General features: G+C 42.4%; 13 protein-coding genes, 3 pseudogenes and 1 CRISPR repeat array. Of the genes and pseudogenes, 9 read left to right on the plus strand and 7 right to left on the minus strand.

Going from position 1 to position 15,621, the window contains the following annotated elements:
• Positions 1-125 precede the first annotated feature (125 nt).
• Positions 126-599: a hypothetical protein gene (locus ACYRY3_RS01155; protein WP_460200002.1), complete on the plus strand. Its 474-nt coding sequence runs from the start codon at positions 126-128 to the stop codon at positions 597-599.
• 290 nt (positions 600-889) lie between these two features.
• Here ACYRY3_RS01155 and ACYRY3_RS01160 read toward each other — a convergent pair whose 3' ends face one another.
• Positions 890-1,597 (minus strand): NAD-dependent epimerase/dehydratase family protein, encoded by a 708-nt coding sequence (locus tag ACYRY3_RS01160; protein ID WP_460200003.1) that lies wholly within the window; start codon positions 1,595-1,597, stop codon positions 890-892.
• Positions 1,598-2,142: 545 nt separating this feature from the next.
• On the opposite strand from ACYRY3_RS01160, the gene ACYRY3_RS01165 reads away from it, so the two are divergent.
• Together ACYRY3_RS01165 and ACYRY3_RS01170 are read left to right on the plus strand one after the other, a co-directional pair.
• Positions 2,143-2,568, plus strand: coding sequence for a hypothetical protein (locus ACYRY3_RS01165; protein WP_460200004.1), 426 nt, complete (start codon positions 2,143-2,145; stop codon positions 2,566-2,568).
• Positions 2,569-2,881: 313 nt separating this feature from the next.
• Positions 2,882-3,073 (plus strand): annotated as a pseudogene (locus tag ACYRY3_RS01170) (restriction endonuclease subunit R); the annotation flags it as partial.
• 178 nt (positions 3,074-3,251) lie between these two features.
• Here ACYRY3_RS01170 and clpP read toward each other — a convergent pair.
• Positions 3,252-3,863 carry an ATP-dependent Clp endopeptidase proteolytic subunit ClpP gene (clpP, locus tag ACYRY3_RS01175; RefSeq protein ID WP_460200005.1) on the minus strand — a complete coding sequence of 204 codons (612 nt, stop codon included), beginning with the start codon at positions 3,861-3,863 and terminating at the stop codon, positions 3,252-3,254.
• Between the two features lie 286 nt (positions 3,864-4,149).
• On the opposite strand from clpP, the gene ACYRY3_RS01180 reads away from it, so the two are divergent.
• Positions 4,150-4,305, plus strand: coding sequence for a hypothetical protein (locus ACYRY3_RS01180; protein ID WP_460200006.1), 156 nt, complete (start codon positions 4,150-4,152; stop codon positions 4,303-4,305).
• A 141-nt stretch (positions 4,306-4,446) separates the two neighbouring features.
• Positions 4,447-5,472: an MFS transporter gene (locus tag ACYRY3_RS01185; protein ID WP_460200007.1), complete on the plus strand. Its 1,026-nt coding sequence runs from the start codon at positions 4,447-4,449 to the stop codon at positions 5,470-5,472.
• 32 nt (positions 5,473-5,504) lie between these two features.
• On the opposite strand, the gene ACYRY3_RS01190 is transcribed toward ACYRY3_RS01185, so the two are convergent.
• The 3 genes from ACYRY3_RS01190 to ACYRY3_RS01200 all read right to left on the minus strand — a co-directional run bounded on the left by ACYRY3_RS01190 (position 5,505) and on the right by ACYRY3_RS01200 (position 10,729).
• The gene (locus tag ACYRY3_RS01190; RefSeq protein WP_460200008.1) at positions 5,505-6,125 is read right to left on the minus strand and encodes an EAL domain-containing protein; all 621 of its coding nucleotides are present in this window, start codon (positions 6,123-6,125) and stop codon (positions 5,505-5,507) included.
• Positions 6,019-7,683 (minus strand): DNA topoisomerase (ATP-hydrolyzing), encoded by a 1,665-nt coding sequence (locus tag ACYRY3_RS01195; protein ID WP_460200009.1) that lies wholly within the window; start codon positions 7,681-7,683, stop codon positions 6,019-6,021. The genes ACYRY3_RS01190 and ACYRY3_RS01195 overlap by 107 nt, the downstream gene beginning before the upstream one ends.
• Positions 7,684-7,723: 40 nt before the next feature.
• Positions 7,724-9,213: a CRISPR direct-repeat array (repeat unit 37 nt; unit sequence GTTTCAATCCCTGATAGGGATTCAGTGAAATTGTAAC).
• A gap of 769 nt (positions 9,214-9,982) precedes the next feature.
• Positions 9,983-10,729 (minus strand): glycosyltransferase, encoded by a 747-nt coding sequence (locus ACYRY3_RS01200; RefSeq protein WP_460200010.1) that lies wholly within the window; start codon positions 10,727-10,729, stop codon positions 9,983-9,985.
• Positions 10,730-10,733: 4 nt separating this feature from the next.
• Between ACYRY3_RS01200 and ACYRY3_RS01205 the strand changes: the two genes are divergently transcribed.
• Positions 10,734-11,012 carry a hypothetical protein gene (locus ACYRY3_RS01205; protein ID WP_460200011.1) on the plus strand — a complete coding sequence of 93 codons (279 nt, stop codon included), beginning with the start codon at positions 10,734-10,736 and terminating at the stop codon, positions 11,010-11,012.
• Positions 11,013-11,447: 435 nt separating this feature from the next.
• Here the strand turns inward: ACYRY3_RS01205 and ACYRY3_RS01210 are convergent, their stop codons facing one another.
• Positions 11,448-12,032, minus strand: a complete 585-nt coding sequence (locus tag ACYRY3_RS01210; RefSeq protein ID WP_460200013.1) for a hypothetical protein — start codon at positions 12,030-12,032, stop codon at positions 11,448-11,450.
• Between the two features lie 413 nt (positions 12,033-12,445).
• Here ACYRY3_RS01210 and ACYRY3_RS01215 point away from each other — a divergent pair.
• The 3 genes and pseudogenes from ACYRY3_RS01215 to ACYRY3_RS01225 all read left to right on the plus strand — a co-directional run.
• Positions 12,446-12,727, plus strand: a pseudogene (locus ACYRY3_RS01215) (CmcJ/NvfI family oxidoreductase); the annotation flags it as partial.
• Between the two features lie 19 nt (positions 12,728-12,746).
• Positions 12,747-13,973, plus strand: a complete 1,227-nt coding sequence (locus ACYRY3_RS01220; protein ID WP_460200015.1) for an MFS transporter — start codon at positions 12,747-12,749, stop codon at positions 13,971-13,973.
• Positions 13,974-14,024: 51 nt separating this feature from the next.
• A pseudogene (locus ACYRY3_RS01225) lies at positions 14,025-15,119 on the plus strand (ATP-dependent metallopeptidase FtsH/Yme1/Tma family protein); the annotation flags it as partial.
• Positions 15,120-15,186: 67 nt separating this feature from the next.
• On the opposite strand, the gene ACYRY3_RS01230 reads toward ACYRY3_RS01225, so the two are convergent.
• Positions 15,187-15,621 (minus strand): M23 family metallopeptidase (locus ACYRY3_RS01230; protein WP_460200016.1); only part of this gene is annotated, 435 nt, incomplete at its 5' end.

A 15,621-nucleotide genomic window follows, 5' to 3' on the forward strand; every position in this document is an offset into this window, starting at 1 on the left:
GACGCGCCATGGCGCGTCTCTACACAAAACTAGGTTATTTATGATTTCTGTACCGATGCTCTAGTTATTCCAAACCGGAATGGAATGGTTTTAAATGTACAACTATTTGGTCTCGTTTGCCTATTATGCGATATTGGCAAACCCATGACCCTTGGACTGGTGTTTGTGCGGAAATTTTAACTCCTATAGAGAGTTTGCTAGTTGATGGAACAATTATCACTTATGCCCATGATGATGTTCTAAACGGGAAGGCAAAAATTTGGCAACGCCACTATGAATCAATTCAAAGTCACAGTCGAGATTGGAAAAAGTTGAACAAACTTTTGCCTTTATGTGTAGCTGGTGACTTTAATGAAGCTTTGAACCAGCCTTTTAGCTATGGAACCCTCAAAGGACGGGATATGCTTAATAATGGGTTGCAGCAAAGTAACTTAGTTTGTGTTACTGCTAATGATGAAATTGGCTATAACATCGATCGTATTTGCCTCAGTTCAACATGGGCAAAAAGAGTAAAAAATGTGAATAAATGGCAGGGTAGTAACACTAATGGTAAACCACTAAGCGACCACTTTGGCGTTTGTGTAGACTTATTTTTTTAATGAGATTTATATTAATTCTTGAATTGCATATAAGCTGATTGAATTTATAATCAAATAGGTGGGCTTTATCCCTACTGACATCTTGCACTTTCTTTGTAGGAGGGCTGGTGGGCAGTGCTTACGAAATCATCAGCTATGGCGGTTCTCATTTGAATTATATATAATGCCGCAAATAACATAAAGACGCGCCATGGCGCGTCTCTACATTTGTATAGCCTCAAGTTTCCATCCTGAGGCTATTTTGCGAATTTTATATGTAGTAAATAATGCTTACCCTGAAGGAAGTTATATTATTCAGCAGCGTTTTTACGCCACCAGTCAATCGTATTCTTAAGCCCTTGCTTGAATTCTACCTGGGCGTTGAATCCAAAAGCTTTCTTTGCCCGTTCGGTGTCTAAACAACGGCGGGGTTGACCGTTAGGCTTGTCTGTTTCCCAAACAATTTCGCCGTCAAATTCCATTAACTCACAAATGAGATTAATCAAATCCTTGATGGAAATTTCATACCCCGTTCCCAAGTTGACGGGTTCGGGCTCATTGTAGTATTGGGTACCCATCACGATACCTCGTGCAGCGTCTTCTGAATACAAAAACTCGCGAGTTGGGCTACCGTCACCCCAAACTGGAAGTTTCTTTTCTCCTTTGAGCTGTGCTTCGTAAATTTTACGAATCAGCGCTGGGATAACGTGAGAACTTCTGGGCTCGAAATTATCTTCAGGTCCGTATAAGTTTACTGGCAATAGGTAAATGCCGTTAAAGTTGTACTGTTGGCGGTAAGCTTGTAGTTGAACGAGAAGGGCTTTTTTTGCGATTCCATAGGGCGCATTGGTTTCCTCTGGGTAGCCTTCCCACAAGTCGTCTTCTTTAAATGGAACTGGGGTAAATTTGGGATAGGCGCAGATGGTGCCAACACAGACAAATTTTTCTACTCCAGCTTGTAGACTTGATTCTACTACTACTTCCGGCAAATTTAGGAGTTGGGTCATTATTCTTTTCATAATTGAATTAGCTCATTATTACTCCAGATTATCTTAATAATTTAGCACGTTAAGTACGCAAGAACCAGAAATATACGCTTTTGAGCAGTCTAGATATATGCCGTACATCACTCCGGTTGAGCGAATTGGGCTTTAAACAGAAATTGAGCAAAGCCAAAATCATACTAAATCCGGTTTATAAACCCTTTTTTATGGAACCGCCAAGACGCCAAGGACGCCAAGAAAAAGAAAAAATAAGTCTCTAATTTTACACCAAAAAGGGAGTAAGAGTGTGAGAACGTACTAAATATCCGCAAATGCTTCAAGTTCGTTGCGCTTATCTGAATGGACAGTTAGCTGTGAAGTTATAAAACCTAAAATAAATCGGGTGAAAAAAGAAAGCCGATTTCGCATGCAAGTTACAATCGCGAAGAAATTTGTGATGTTTTTTATGCCCTGACCAATATCAAACGATATTGAACTTGATAAGTTAGCTCGCTTTACTCGGTGTAAAAAGCAATCGCAGTGCTAGAAAAACAACAGCAACAACTGTTTGGAGGTTAATCATGCCACAATTTATTAGTCTTCCGTTTTCAATGATGAACGTATATCAAGGGTTTGCTGAAGCTAACGGCATAGCTAAAGCTAGCGAAGCTGGACTGCTTCTTGAATTCCAAATAAAAGATGGGCTTGTCGGTGTACTGAAGTCAGATATCAAAGAAGTGACCATACCTATCCAGGAAATTTTCTCTGTTGAACTGCAAGTCATTTGGTTTATCACTAGGTTGATTATTAGAACAAAAAGTATGGTTACAGTCAGTGATGTTCCAGGAAACAAAGCAGGACAGATTACACTATGGATTGCACCCAAGCATAGACAAGTAGCAAGAGAATTAGTGACAACTTTGAAATTGTCTATGGCAGAGAAAGAACTGGACGGGTTAAAGGAAGAAATTGCTCAACTTAGCGATGGTACTAACTTAAGTTGCTAATTATGCGCTTGCCACTAAAAAGCAGTCGTAACAAGAATAAAATCCCCTTTAGAAAGAAAATATAGGAGGGAGAATGCTTAATGAAATTATTGGAATCTGTACATCGATAATTTATTAAAAGCGATAGGGAATAGAGAAGGTAATGTACACAAGTTGAATTTACCCCCCTTTATCCCCCCTTATAAAGGGGGGAATTCAGCTGATTTAATTTCCCTCCCCTTAATAAGGTCTGGGTTAGGGAGGGGTATTTTTATTACAAGTGTTTAACCGAACATGATATAATACATTAGTATTCCTTAATCCATAATTAATTATGGTGCAAACAATCCAAGGGAAAGATATCACCTTACTAGAATTAGAAACTCTATGGGGACTACAGCTAATCCGCGAGCGGCAATTTTTTCGGGAATGGCAAGATAACTTACCTGAAATTACTGAATTAGAAAAACAACAATTAGACAAAGTTCAGGCGGGATACTTTAATTTACTAAGGTATCCACCTATGTAAGACCTGCAAATCGCAAGATTTAAAGGCAACGGTCTATGAAGCTCGAAGCCCATCACTTACCGCGCTTTTCGGAAGTGTGGGTAGTTCACAAATTCAATCCAGATGAAAAATTAAGAGTCAAGAGTAGAAGAAACTCTTGACTCTTGACTCTTGACCCTTGAGTTGGGACTATTAATTATTGACTAACCACAGCCATTGGACGGCTACCAGCAGAGTGGCGGTCAATCACTTGGTCAATTAAGCCATAATCCTTTGCTTCATAAGGAGACATAAAGAAATCTCTCTCAGTATCCTCAGCAATCTTCTCCAAAGGCTGACCTGTGTGCTCAGCTAAGTATTCATTTAGCTTCCGCTTGTGATAGAGAATTTCCCGTGCCTGAATTTCAATATCCGTTGCTTGTCCCTGAGCACCACCCAAAGGTTGGTGGATCATGATCCGGGAATGAGGTAAACTCATCCGCTTACCTTTTGTACCAGCGCTAAGGAGGAAAGCGCCCATACTTGCTGCCAATCCAGTACAAATTGTACAGACATCCGGGCGAATGTGCTTCATAGTATCATACATCCCCATTCCTGCGGTGACAGAACCGCCTGGAGAGTTGATGTACATATATATGTCTTTCTCCGAGTCCTCTGCATCCAAAAACAGGAGTTGGGCAACAATCAAGTTAGCAACGGTATCATCAATCGGCTGTCCCACAAAAATGATGCGCTCACGCAACAGCCTTGAGTAAATATCAAAGGCGCGTTCGCCACGACCCGATTGTTCTATAACGATTGGAATCATTAAACCCACTTGTACTTATTTTACGTATATTCTATCGGGTGCAACAACTAGTTGTTGTCCCAAAACCCGAACTCAATGTGGTGGGTGGTTGATAGTTAGTGGTAAACAACTAACTACTATTTACCAACCATTCACCATATTTCTTACCTTTTATAAAGCTGTCACACTTTTTACAGGTAGGTTTCCGGAATCGAATTACCATTACCAGTAGATATTGAATACAGGGTGCGCTGGATTAACAAATTAAATAAAAGCTGCCATCCATCTAAAGCCAGAGGAGCCCGCCATGCTGGACAAATTTATTCAAGCTGCTATTATCACTTTCTTGCTCCACCTCATCGCAGGTCTTACCCCAAATACAGTTCTTGAGAGAAATGTAGGGCAGTCTTCAACAATAGCACCCGTGCCAATTGCAAATGCGCTGCCTCGTTCTGCCCAATAAAAGTGTAGAGTTTGGAAAAATTTACATTTGCCTCTATCTTAAGGAATACATTTGTGTAAGGAGTTTGTGAAGGAGGAGTAGGTCACCACGCCTGTAACAGGCTAGACTGGGCAAATAAGGCTTTCCACATATATCTTAAAAATGACTAATCGCCTTGCTCAAGCTAAAAGCCTCTACCTTCGCAAACATGCTGAAAACCCCATTGATTGGTGGTCTTGGTGCGACGAAGCACTTGCAACAGCAAAAGCGCAAAACAAACCAATATTTCTTTCCATAGGATATTCCAGTTGTCACTGGTGTACTGTCATAATTGTACGCTTAAGTATCATAGCAGCTATTTTTCTAGCCTTATTCTTTTGGATTGAGTTAACTCGCAGACAACCATTTATTAATTTGCGGCTGCTGCGATACCGTAACTTTGGTTTAGCGAGTGTCGTAAATGTTTCCTTAGGAGTGGGATTGTATGGCTCTATTTATATTTTGCCGCTCTATCTCGCACAAATTCAAGGCTACAATGCTCTACAAATTGGTGAGGTCCTTATTTGGGCAGGTATACCTCAATTATTTATTATTCCGTTCATCCCCAAAATCATGCAACGCATTGATATACGGTTAATGGTTGCTGTAGGTGTAGCTTTGTTTTCCATAAGTGTCTTTATGAATGCAGGAATGACTTATCAAACGGGGCTAGACCAATTGCGGTGGTCACAACTTGTGCGTGCCATGGGACAACCACTGATTATGGTGCCATTAACTTCTATAGCTACTGCTGGTTTAAGTCCTAAAGAAGCTGGTTCTGCAAGTGGTTTATTTAATATGATGCGTAATTTAGGTGGCTCTATAGGAATTGCAGCATTAGCCACTTTATTAACCAACAGAGAACAATTTCATTCTAATAGATTGGGGGAATCAATATCTATATATAGTCCAGCCACTCAAGAGCGGATTAATCAATTGACACAGTATTTTGCCAATCGTGGCGGAGTCGATTTAAATACAGCACAAAATCAGGCAATAGCCGCTATTGACAAAATTGTGCGTCGCGAATCTTTTGTTATGGCTTTCAACGATTGTTTCTATTTTATTGGTATTGCTTTATTACTTAGCGGTCTGGCAATTTTATTTATCAAAAAAGTTAAGCCTACAGGTGGGGCTGTAGCACATTAAGTAAGTAGGTCAGCACAATTAAAGTTAACTGGTTAGGGTTGTTCGTCCTTAAAGGGGAATTGGAACTGAAAGTGCAAGCTAGATGCCAGTAATTTATCTACTGATTGACTATCAAGTGGCTGGGAGAAAATATATCCTTGTGCGTATTGGCATTTTTTGATTTGCAGTTGTGTTAATTGCTCCATAGTCTCTACACCCTCTGCTATGACATCTATGTTAAGACTGTGTGCCAGGGAAATAATTGCCTCAATAATTTCCAAGTTTTTTCCACGCTTGCCAATGTTGCTGACAAATGAACGATCGATTTTCAATGCACTAGAGGGAAAACGGTGCAGGTAACTTAAGGATGAATAACCTATGCCAAAATCATCTAGATGTAACTGAATATTCATCTGTTGCAATTGCAAAAGCATATCCGTAGCGGAATCAGAATTTTCCATTATTACAGTTTCAGTAATTTCCAACTTTAAACTGCTGCCTTCTAGACCAGTTTGTTGCAGAATTTGGCGAATTTCCTCAATCAAATGGGGGTGGGAAAACTGTTTACTAGAAATATTGACACTGACAGTTAAGGGTAGGTGAGTAGGAAATTTCAATTGCCAAACCCTCATCTGACGACAAGCTTCGCCTAACACCCAATAACCAATCGGCACAATCAGCCCAGTTTCTTCTGCTAAGGGAATAAACCACTGGCATCCGTTTGATATAACCTTGCTCGGTCAGCAAAATGACAACTTTTTCGTTGGCAATGAGGTCGCGGTCATCTATTTCCCCTTCCAGAGGTGAAATGACTGTGCGGCGGGGGGTTGCAAATTTCTCTTTGAGTTGCTTAACCTCAGTTTCAATGATTTCCAGAATTCGCTCCCGTCGCGCCAGAATATCCCTTAGGTCAGTTATGAGGGCTTGTAAGTCTTCGTGTTCTGAGCGAATTTTATCTGCTTCTAGGGCTGTCAGACGGCGCAGTTGCATTTGCAAAATTGCATCTGCTTGTACTTCTGAGAGTCCATAGGTTGTGACTAACTCTCCTTTAGCTGTAGGCGCATCAGGAGCATGGCGAATTAAGCTAATAATTTCGTCTAAGTGAGATAGGGCAATCAATAACCCTTGTAAGATATGGTCGCGTTCCTCGGCTTTCCGCAGTTCATATTGAGTGCGTCTGGTAATGGCTTCTATGCGGAAATCCAGGAAGACTTGTAAGAATTGCTTGATGGTGAGAATTTGAGGTTCGCCATTGACAAGCGCCAGCATATTCGCCCCGAAGTTGGCTTGTATTGGCGTTTGTTTGTAAAGATTGTTCAGTACAACCCTGGGATAAGCATCGCGCTTGAGTTCAATCACGATTCGCATACCATCGCGATCGCTCTCATCTCTGATATCTGCAATTCCCTCTATTTTCTTGTCATTTACCAACTCAGCTATTTTTTCTATCAGTGCTGCTTTGTTGGTTTGGTATGGTAATTCCGTGACGATAATTGCTTCTCTATCTGGGCGTCCCCGCTGTTCTATGGTTTCAATTTGAGCCACACCACGCATCGTGATAGAACCGCGCCCGGTTGTGTATGCCTCCTTAATTGACCCAGTCCCTAAAATCTGACCTCCTGTAGGAAAGTCAGGACCGGGGATATGCTGCATGAGTTGAATATCGGTGATTTCTGGATTGTGAATCAGTGCTACCAACCCATCAATCAATTCCCCTAAGTTGTGGGGTGGGATGTTGGTTGCCATACCCACGGCAATACCAGAAGAGCCATTGAGCAGCAACTGGGGGACGCGTGCTGGTAGTACCGTAGGTTCTTGTTGAGATCCGTCGAAATTATTAGCAAAATCTACGGTTTCCGATTCGATATCTTGCAGTAAAGCGTCAGTAGTTAAGGCGTGCAAGCGGCATTCCGTGTATCGCATTGCCGCAGGTGGGTCATTGTCTATAGAACCAAAGTTTCCATGTCCTTGAATTAGGGGGGATCTCATGGAAAAATCCTGCGCCATCCGCACTAAAGCGTCATATACCGCTGTGTCGCCGTGGGGGTGATATTTACCCAACACTTCCCCTACGACACGAGCGCATTTACGGAAGGGGCGATCTGCAGTCAAACCCAGTTCGTGCATTGCGTAGAGGATGCGACGATGCACAGGTTTCAGACCATCCCTGGCATCTGGCAGCGCCCGACCTACAATCACGCTCATCGCGTACTCTAAATAAGACCGGGACATTTCGTTCCCCAGATCGGTTGGGATAATCCTCTCCTGAGAGGTTTCAATCCCTGATAGGGATTCAGTGAAATTGTAACAGCCCCCTACACTGCCCGTAAAGAGAAGACTAAGAGGGGAGAGGGGGACGTTTCAATCCCTGATAGGGATTCAGTGAAATTGTAACCCACGTTTCACAAGCTTGAAGCCCTATATTGAGTTTCAATCCCTGATAGGGATTCAGTGAAATTGTAACGAATTTCAAGTTCAATAAACCTGATAGCTTTAATGTTTCAATCCCTGATAGGGATTCAGTGAAATTGTAACTACCTTGGTTAACATCGAGTATATACGTGGTTGGGTTTCAATCCCTGATAGGGATTCAGTGAAATTGTAACTCGCTGAAGCTTATGTTGACGATTTAATCAACGTTTCAATCCCTGATAGGGATTCAGTGAAATTGTAACAGACATCACCGAACCACGTACTACTTGAAAATGTCGTTTCAATCCCTGATAGGGATTCAGTGAAATTGTAACCTAAACAGTTTGGAAAGTCAGTAGCTGAGCTACTGTTTCAATCCCTGATAGGGATTCAGTGAAATTGTAACCAACTCGGGCAGATGCAGGGATGGCAACCCCATAAGCGTTTCAATCCCTGATAGGGATTCAGTGAAATTGTAACCTCAAGTTTGGGTCAATCATTTGTTTACATCCTTAATGTTTCAATCCCTGATAGGGATTCAGTGAAATTGTAACGATAAAAATGATGTCCCTGTTGATAGTAATAGGGGTTTCAATCCCTGATAGGGATTCAGTGAAATTGTAACGGGATTTGATTGAAAACTTCTTTGGTCGGGGTAGAGTTTCAATCCCTGATAGGGATTCAGTGAAATTGTAACGCAACGTAGTTCTTCTTAGGCTTAAGCAGTTTGTTCCTGTTTCAATCCCTGATAGGGATTCAGTGAAATTGTAACAAGCGTAAAAGCGCTTACCTAACTCAACTTGAGTTTCAATCCCTGATAGGGATTCAGTGAAATTGTAACGATACCATTCCCAGTACTTTGTGTGCAGCCAAATTGTTTCAATCCCTGATAGGGATTCAGTGAAATTGTAACCCTAAAGGACTAGCACCACAGTGACCATATTCACTATGTTTCAATCCCTGATAGGGATTCAGTGAAATTGTAACGGCACAAAAGCGTCGGGCGAGCTTTTATCGCAGTTTCAATCCCTGATAGGGATTCAGTGAAATTGTAACCAACCCTCAAACCCTCAATCTTGCGACGAAGGGGCAATCGTTTCAATCCCTGATAGGGATTCAGTGAAATTGTAACCTTATTCGGTGGTGAAAGTTTGTCGTTGTTGGCGAGTGTTTCAATCCCTGATAGGGATTCAGTGAAATTGTAACGGAATCGTATTCTTTAGCAAAATGCACAGATTCAGGTTTCAATCCCTGATAGGGATTCAGTGAAATTGTAACAGCGGAGAAGTCGCCAGCAAAGGTCTCATTGATGAGTTTCAATCCCTGATAGGGATTCAGTGAAATTGTAACCCCAAGAGCCCAAAAACGAGTTTGTATGCAGTTTTCATGGTTCAAAATCGCGGATGGGTCAATCATAGCATCAAAAATGGAGCTGCCGATTTATAATGATTTGAGAGGTGCGTCGATTTGGTGGCTAGAACCCTTACTGGGTAAAGGCTCCTAGACGAACTCCCTACCGACTGGGTTAAATCGGATTAGTTGGAAACGCTAATGCAGGTTAGGATAATGCCGATGGGGCCCTACCGACTGGGTTAAATCGGATTAGTTGGAAACTTTTATCAACCTGTACAAATTTGCTGAAAAGGGTTTTCCCTACCGACTGGGTTAAATCGGATTAGTTGGAAACTCTCTGGATGAGGTTTTGGAATTTGGGGGTATCGTCCCTACCGACTGGGTTAAATCGGATTAGTTGGAAACCTGAATACTTGCCTGTTGATTTGCATCACATTTTGGCCCTACCGACTGGGTTAAATCGGATTAGTTGGAAACTATCCCTGTTTAGCATAATCGGAACCAAAGGTATCCCCCCTACCGACTGGGTTAAATCGGATTAGTTGGAAACCATTCACTTTCTGATTGGTTAATATCCGCATTTTGATCGGCCCTACCGACTGGGTTAAATCGGATTAGTTGGAAACGAAGATATCCTCAATGAAATTCTTCATAACGTTAACCCCCTACCGACTGGGTTAAATCGGATTAGTTGGAAACTTAATAGTATCTCCTACAACATTTGCACCGCCTGCACCCTACCGACTGGGTTAAATCGGATTAGTTGCTAATCCAAATGTTGCTCAATTGCATCACAAGCAACTCGCACCCCATTTTCTGCCCGAACAATGCATCCAATTTCTGTAGAGGCGGCTGCATATTTGGGATTCTCCAACAACTCATGTAACTCTTTTACAGCCCGTGATGCTGAATATTGTTTGCGGAGAATAGTGCGTGCAGTTCCCAAGCGTTCAACTCTTGCTGCATTATCTGGTTGGTCGTGGCTGTAGGGCATGACTAAGCTAGGACGACCAGCTCGTAATGCTTGGGCTGTTGTCCCAATTCCTCCTTGATGGACAATGGCACAGGCGTGAGGAAAAATTTGCGAGTATGGTACATAGCTAAGTGCAAGAATATCTTTTGAAAGATTCTCTGGAGGCTGATTTTTACCAATCAACAACACAGCACGGCGATTGAGGTGCTTTGCGGCTTTGATACTTTCTAGATAAAAGTTGCCAGGAGACATGACTGCTGCAGAACCAAGGGTAAAAACAATGGGCGGTTCTCCTGCATCCAGAAATTGCTTGAGTTCTGGCATAAGTTCTGTCTTATCCGAACTACCATCATAAAATGTGAAACCTGTCATGATTGTGTTATACGCCCAATCAGGTTGGGGTTTTGCCAGAACAGGGGAAAACAGGGCAAGAACTAGGTAAGGTGAAAACTTGTCGTCAATAAAAGGATTGCCAGTTAAAGCCGGTAAGCCAAGTTCGCGGCGAAATTGATGGACGGGTTCTGCCCAAGATTTACTCACAACTTTGGCAAAGTTGATAACTCCCCGGTTAGCAAATAAGCCAAACCGACGTAGCTTGGCGAGAAATGGAAATGGTGCTAACACGGGTGGGTCGCAGGCAGAGAAAAATGAGATTGGAGCCATAGCACTTGATGCCCACGCTAGTGATACTCAGACACTCACAATCTACGTTGGCAGCACCGCACCTCAAACCGAAGAACAAGACCCCAATTTCCCAGATGGTCATCCCGAGTTTGACGAGATCTTTGGTAATGATTTCAATTTTGATGAGATTTGGGACTAACTACCGAGCTTACAGGGCACAAACCAAAATGCCCTGTGTCAACTCCATTGTTGATCGCAACCGCACCCTAAATCTACAACTAGCTACAAATGATAGTGATAGAGATAAATTAACTCAGGTAAATAACGTCTTAGCAGTTCTTGAACCGTAGTTTCTTTCCTGCCCATAATATCATGTCCGGTTAAACACTTATGGAAAAAATACCCCACCCGCCTAACGGCACCCTCCCCTTAGCAAGGGGAGGGTTGGGGAGGGGTAGAATTGGAAATAAAAGTAATTAAGCGGACTTGATATAACTCAGCAACCACATCTATAAATACCATCAAATACAGAAATTACGTTACAGTTCAATATCCTACCGCACTTCTAGAGAACACTCTTGAGAGACCCTCGATAATGCAAAAGAGTAACCTAACTATTTATAAGCTGCTACAACTACAGTATCCATCGTCTGGCAATGGTTAAAATGCAGCTATTGCCAATAAAAATGTATGGTGCAAAGTCTGTGTTTTCATTCTCATCATTTACCAGACAGTAAAAAGAAATATTTTGATTGGGAGAACCGAACATTTTATTTATTATTATCTTCAGAAATTCTTGAAAATTTGGCGCATGCCAAAAGCCACCTATCCACGTCTTAAATGTCTCTTGATTTAAAAATTCAGAGCGGCGGTAAACATCCAGTTCATCCCAATATTTGCCGAATGAATAATCTCTCATTTCTGGATATAAATGTCCGCTAAATTCTAACAAATTTGCAATACGGAGAGTGCTAATTTTATCCTTATCATAGCTGTGATTTATGGGTTTGGCAAATACGGTTAGCCCGCCCATGCCACCCTTTTCCCGGTATAAACTTTGGTGATTCACACTATTTACAAATGCGCTAATAACTTCATATGTGGCTGGCTCATGGCAAAAGTTTGGGAGCAAGCACATTTCTCCTAACAAAATAGCTTCGTCAAGATGCAATCTCGCTGCTTTTCCAAATTGCCGAGTACAAAGTATAAGTTTATCCATATTTTTTGTTCTTTAGTACACTTGTTAGAACAAGCCAAACTTTCTCTGGCTCTAGTTAACAAGAAGTTTATCAAGTAAAAAAGGTTCTTTAATGATACTCCGTTAGCAGAAAAATTTTCACTCTTTTTAACAACATCAAGTTCCAAGCGCTCGCTCAAGCCGGATTGAATTTAGTTGAAGTTGTGGTTTTTTCGTACATATCGTGCTAAATTGTTAATGACAGTCAATAATTTGCTTTAAAATATACGGGAGTTAATCAGACAACAAGTATTACCGTACCAATTACAATTCGTAATACCAACCGCGCACCGTTGTTTGATAGTGTTGCAATCTCCGCATCGGGTAGCAGCACAACCAAAACCATCACGACATTTAATCAAGATGGAACCAGAGTTATCGATACAACTGCGTTTGACGCGCAAAGTATTGCACCAACAGACCTTGTGGCTGGCGATCTTGTGTATCGCGATCGCGTTGGTGAAACCTATGCAGTCACGTACAATCCAGAACATCGGTGGTTCTATTTTCCACAAATGCAAAAGGACGAGGCACTATTGATCAAGTGTTTTGACTCCGCAGAAGACGGACGCGCACGATTCACCGCCCACACAGCATTTGATGACCCGACAAGCCCATCAGACGCTCCTCCAAGGGAGAGTATCGAACTGCGAACATTGGTTTTTTATCCCACCTAAGTGAGTGAGATTGTAGGTCATGCTCCGTGCTTTTCGTTCCAGAAATTTTCGCCTGTACTACATGGGTCAGGCAATTTCTGCGATCGGTACGTCAATGACTCAAGTAGCTACTAGCTGGCTGGTATATCGCCTTACCAATTCTGCCTGGTTACTCGGTCTGGTTGGCTTTGCCAGCCAGATTCCTACTTTTGTTTTCATTCCTCTGGGAGGAATTGCTGCCGATCGCTGGAAGCGTCACCGCATTCTGCTTGTAGCGCAAATTCTAGGAATGCTTCGGTCTTTGGTTCTATCCTGGCTTGCCTTGAGTGGTACTATTAACATCTGGCACATTGTTTTTCTAGGTGTACTGCAAGGGATAATCAACGCGTTCGATATTCCGACGCGGCAAGCTTTTCTACCGGAAACAGTTGGGAAGGAAAATCTTGGCAATGCGATCGCCTTGTACTCCTCCCTTGTGAGTGTTGCTAGTATCCTTGGACCTGCGTTTGCGGGCGTTTTGATTGTTTTGATTGGATTCGGGCTTTGTTTCCTACTTGATAGTATTAGTTATATTGCCGTAATTATTGCCCTCCTAGCAATGCGGCTGACATCCAAAAAAGCCCACATTTCCACACGGAAACCCTTAGAAGAATTGAGAGCTAGTTTTAGCTACGCCTTTGGGTTTTTACCAATTCGGTCAGTTTTGATGGGTTCAGCTTTAGTCTGCTGCGTATGGGGATTTTACCTAGCCTTGGGACCCATTTTTGCTAAAGAGGTTTTGAATGGCGGACCTAACACGTTTGCCGTTCTGATGACAGTTTCCAGTTTGGGAACTTTAATTGGTGGAATCTACTTGAGTTGGCATAAAAATGTGTTTGGTTTAGGAGAAGTTCTGGCATTCGGCACGGGTTTGATGGGGGTGAGCTTAATTGTCTTTGCTTTATCCCATATGTTATGGCTTTCGCTGGTCTCACTTTTGGCAGCTGGTTTCGGCTTTATTTTACAGATAATTGCCGGACGTACCCTGCTTCATTTGTTGCTGACCGATGAAAATCGCGGACAAATCACAGGTCTTTACGTTATGGCATCTACAGGCGCAGTACCTGTGGGTAACTTAGTTGCTGGCGCACTCGCAAGTAGTCTTGGTGCTGTTAATACCGTCATCCTCGGTGCAAGTATCTGTCTTGCAGGTTCAATTTTCTTTCTGCAACAAATTTCCGCCTTCCGTGATTTAGTTCGCCAGAGTTTACATAAGTGCAGTGATTGATTCAAAAAGATATTCGTTTAGCTCAAGAAATTATTAAAGAGCAAAGACAAGCTATTCGTTGATGAAATTGACGCTGTAGGACGGCAAAGGGGTGCAGGAATTGGTGGTGGAAATGATGAGAGGGAGCAAACCCTCAACCAATTGCTGACGGAAATGGATGGCTTTGAAGGCAATACTGGCATTATTATTATTGCTGCTACCAACCGCCCGGATGTTTTAGATGCAGCTTTACTCAGACCGGGAAGATTTGACAGACAAGTAATTGTAGACGCTCCCGACCGTAAAGGTCGTCTCTCAATTTTACAAGTTCATGCTCGTAATAAGAAAGTCGATCCATCTGTTTCCTTGGAAATCGTTGCCCGCCGCACACCAGGTTTTACAGGGGCAGATCTAGCAAACCTTTTAAACGAAGCGGCTATTTTAACAGCACGCAGACGTAAAGAGGCAATTACACAGCTAGAAATTGATGATGCTATTGACCGTCTGACAATTGGTCTAACTCTTAATCCACTATTAGATAGCAAGAAAAAGCGGTTGATTGCCTACCATGAGGTTGGACACGCTCTTTTGGCGACACTCCTAGAAAATGCTGACCCGCTGAATAAGGTGACAATTATTCCCCGTTCTGGAGGAGTGGGCGGTTTTTCACAGCAAATTCTTAACGAGGAAATGATAGACAGCGGTCTTTATACTCGGGCTTGGTTGATGGACAATATCACCATGACCTTGGGTGGAAAGGCTTCCGAAATAGAGGTATTTGGAGAATTTGAGGTTACAGGTGGAGCTAGCAACGATCTTAAAGTTGTAGCGAATCTTGCACGTAAGATGGTCACAATGTACGGAATGTCGGATTTGGGCTTAGTGGCTCTTGAAAATCAAAACAGTGACGTATTCCTGGGTCGTGATTGGATGAGCCGTTCTGAGTATTCGGAAGAAATGGCTACCAAAATTGACCGACAAGTCCGGGCAATGGCAAATTTATGTTACCAAGAAGCCCGTCGTATCATCCGTGAAAACCGTTCTTTAGTAGACCGCTTAGTAGATTTGTTGGTTGAACAGGAGACTATTGAGGGAGAACAATTCCGCAAAATTGTTTCTGAGTATACTCAGTTACCAGAAAAACAAAAAATTGTTGTGTTTGGTTAGGGAATATTAGTTAGTAGTTAGTAGTTAGTAGCAACTATTAACCACTAACCACTAACTACTAACCCATTTAATACCCCGAATCACTTATACCTTTAGACTCCTCAATCACAACTTGCGATTGTCGGGGAGTCCATCGTTGTGATGATGCTCTTGCAAGTTGTTGCTGTGAGAACATTGCCCGTAGGACTGTCGCCGGATCTACGTAGTTTTTAGCGTATTTTAATCCCCAATGCAGATGGGGACCAGTTGTACGCCCAGTCATTCCTACTCGACCAATTCTAAATCCGGCTTGTACCTGCTGTCCTTCCCAAAGTTGAATTCCGCCTGCTCTGTCTATTAAATAACGACGACCATTTGCACTTTCTACGTGCCCTTCCATATGACAGTATGTGTGTTCCCATGCACCAGATTGAATAACAACGTGGGTGCCGCAGGCATTGCGATCGCCTACCTTCGTGACCCTACCCGTCCACCAATTGCGAATGTAACTCCCTTGTGGGGC

The sequence above is a fragment of the Scytonema sp. NUACC21 genome, assembly GCF_054684315.1.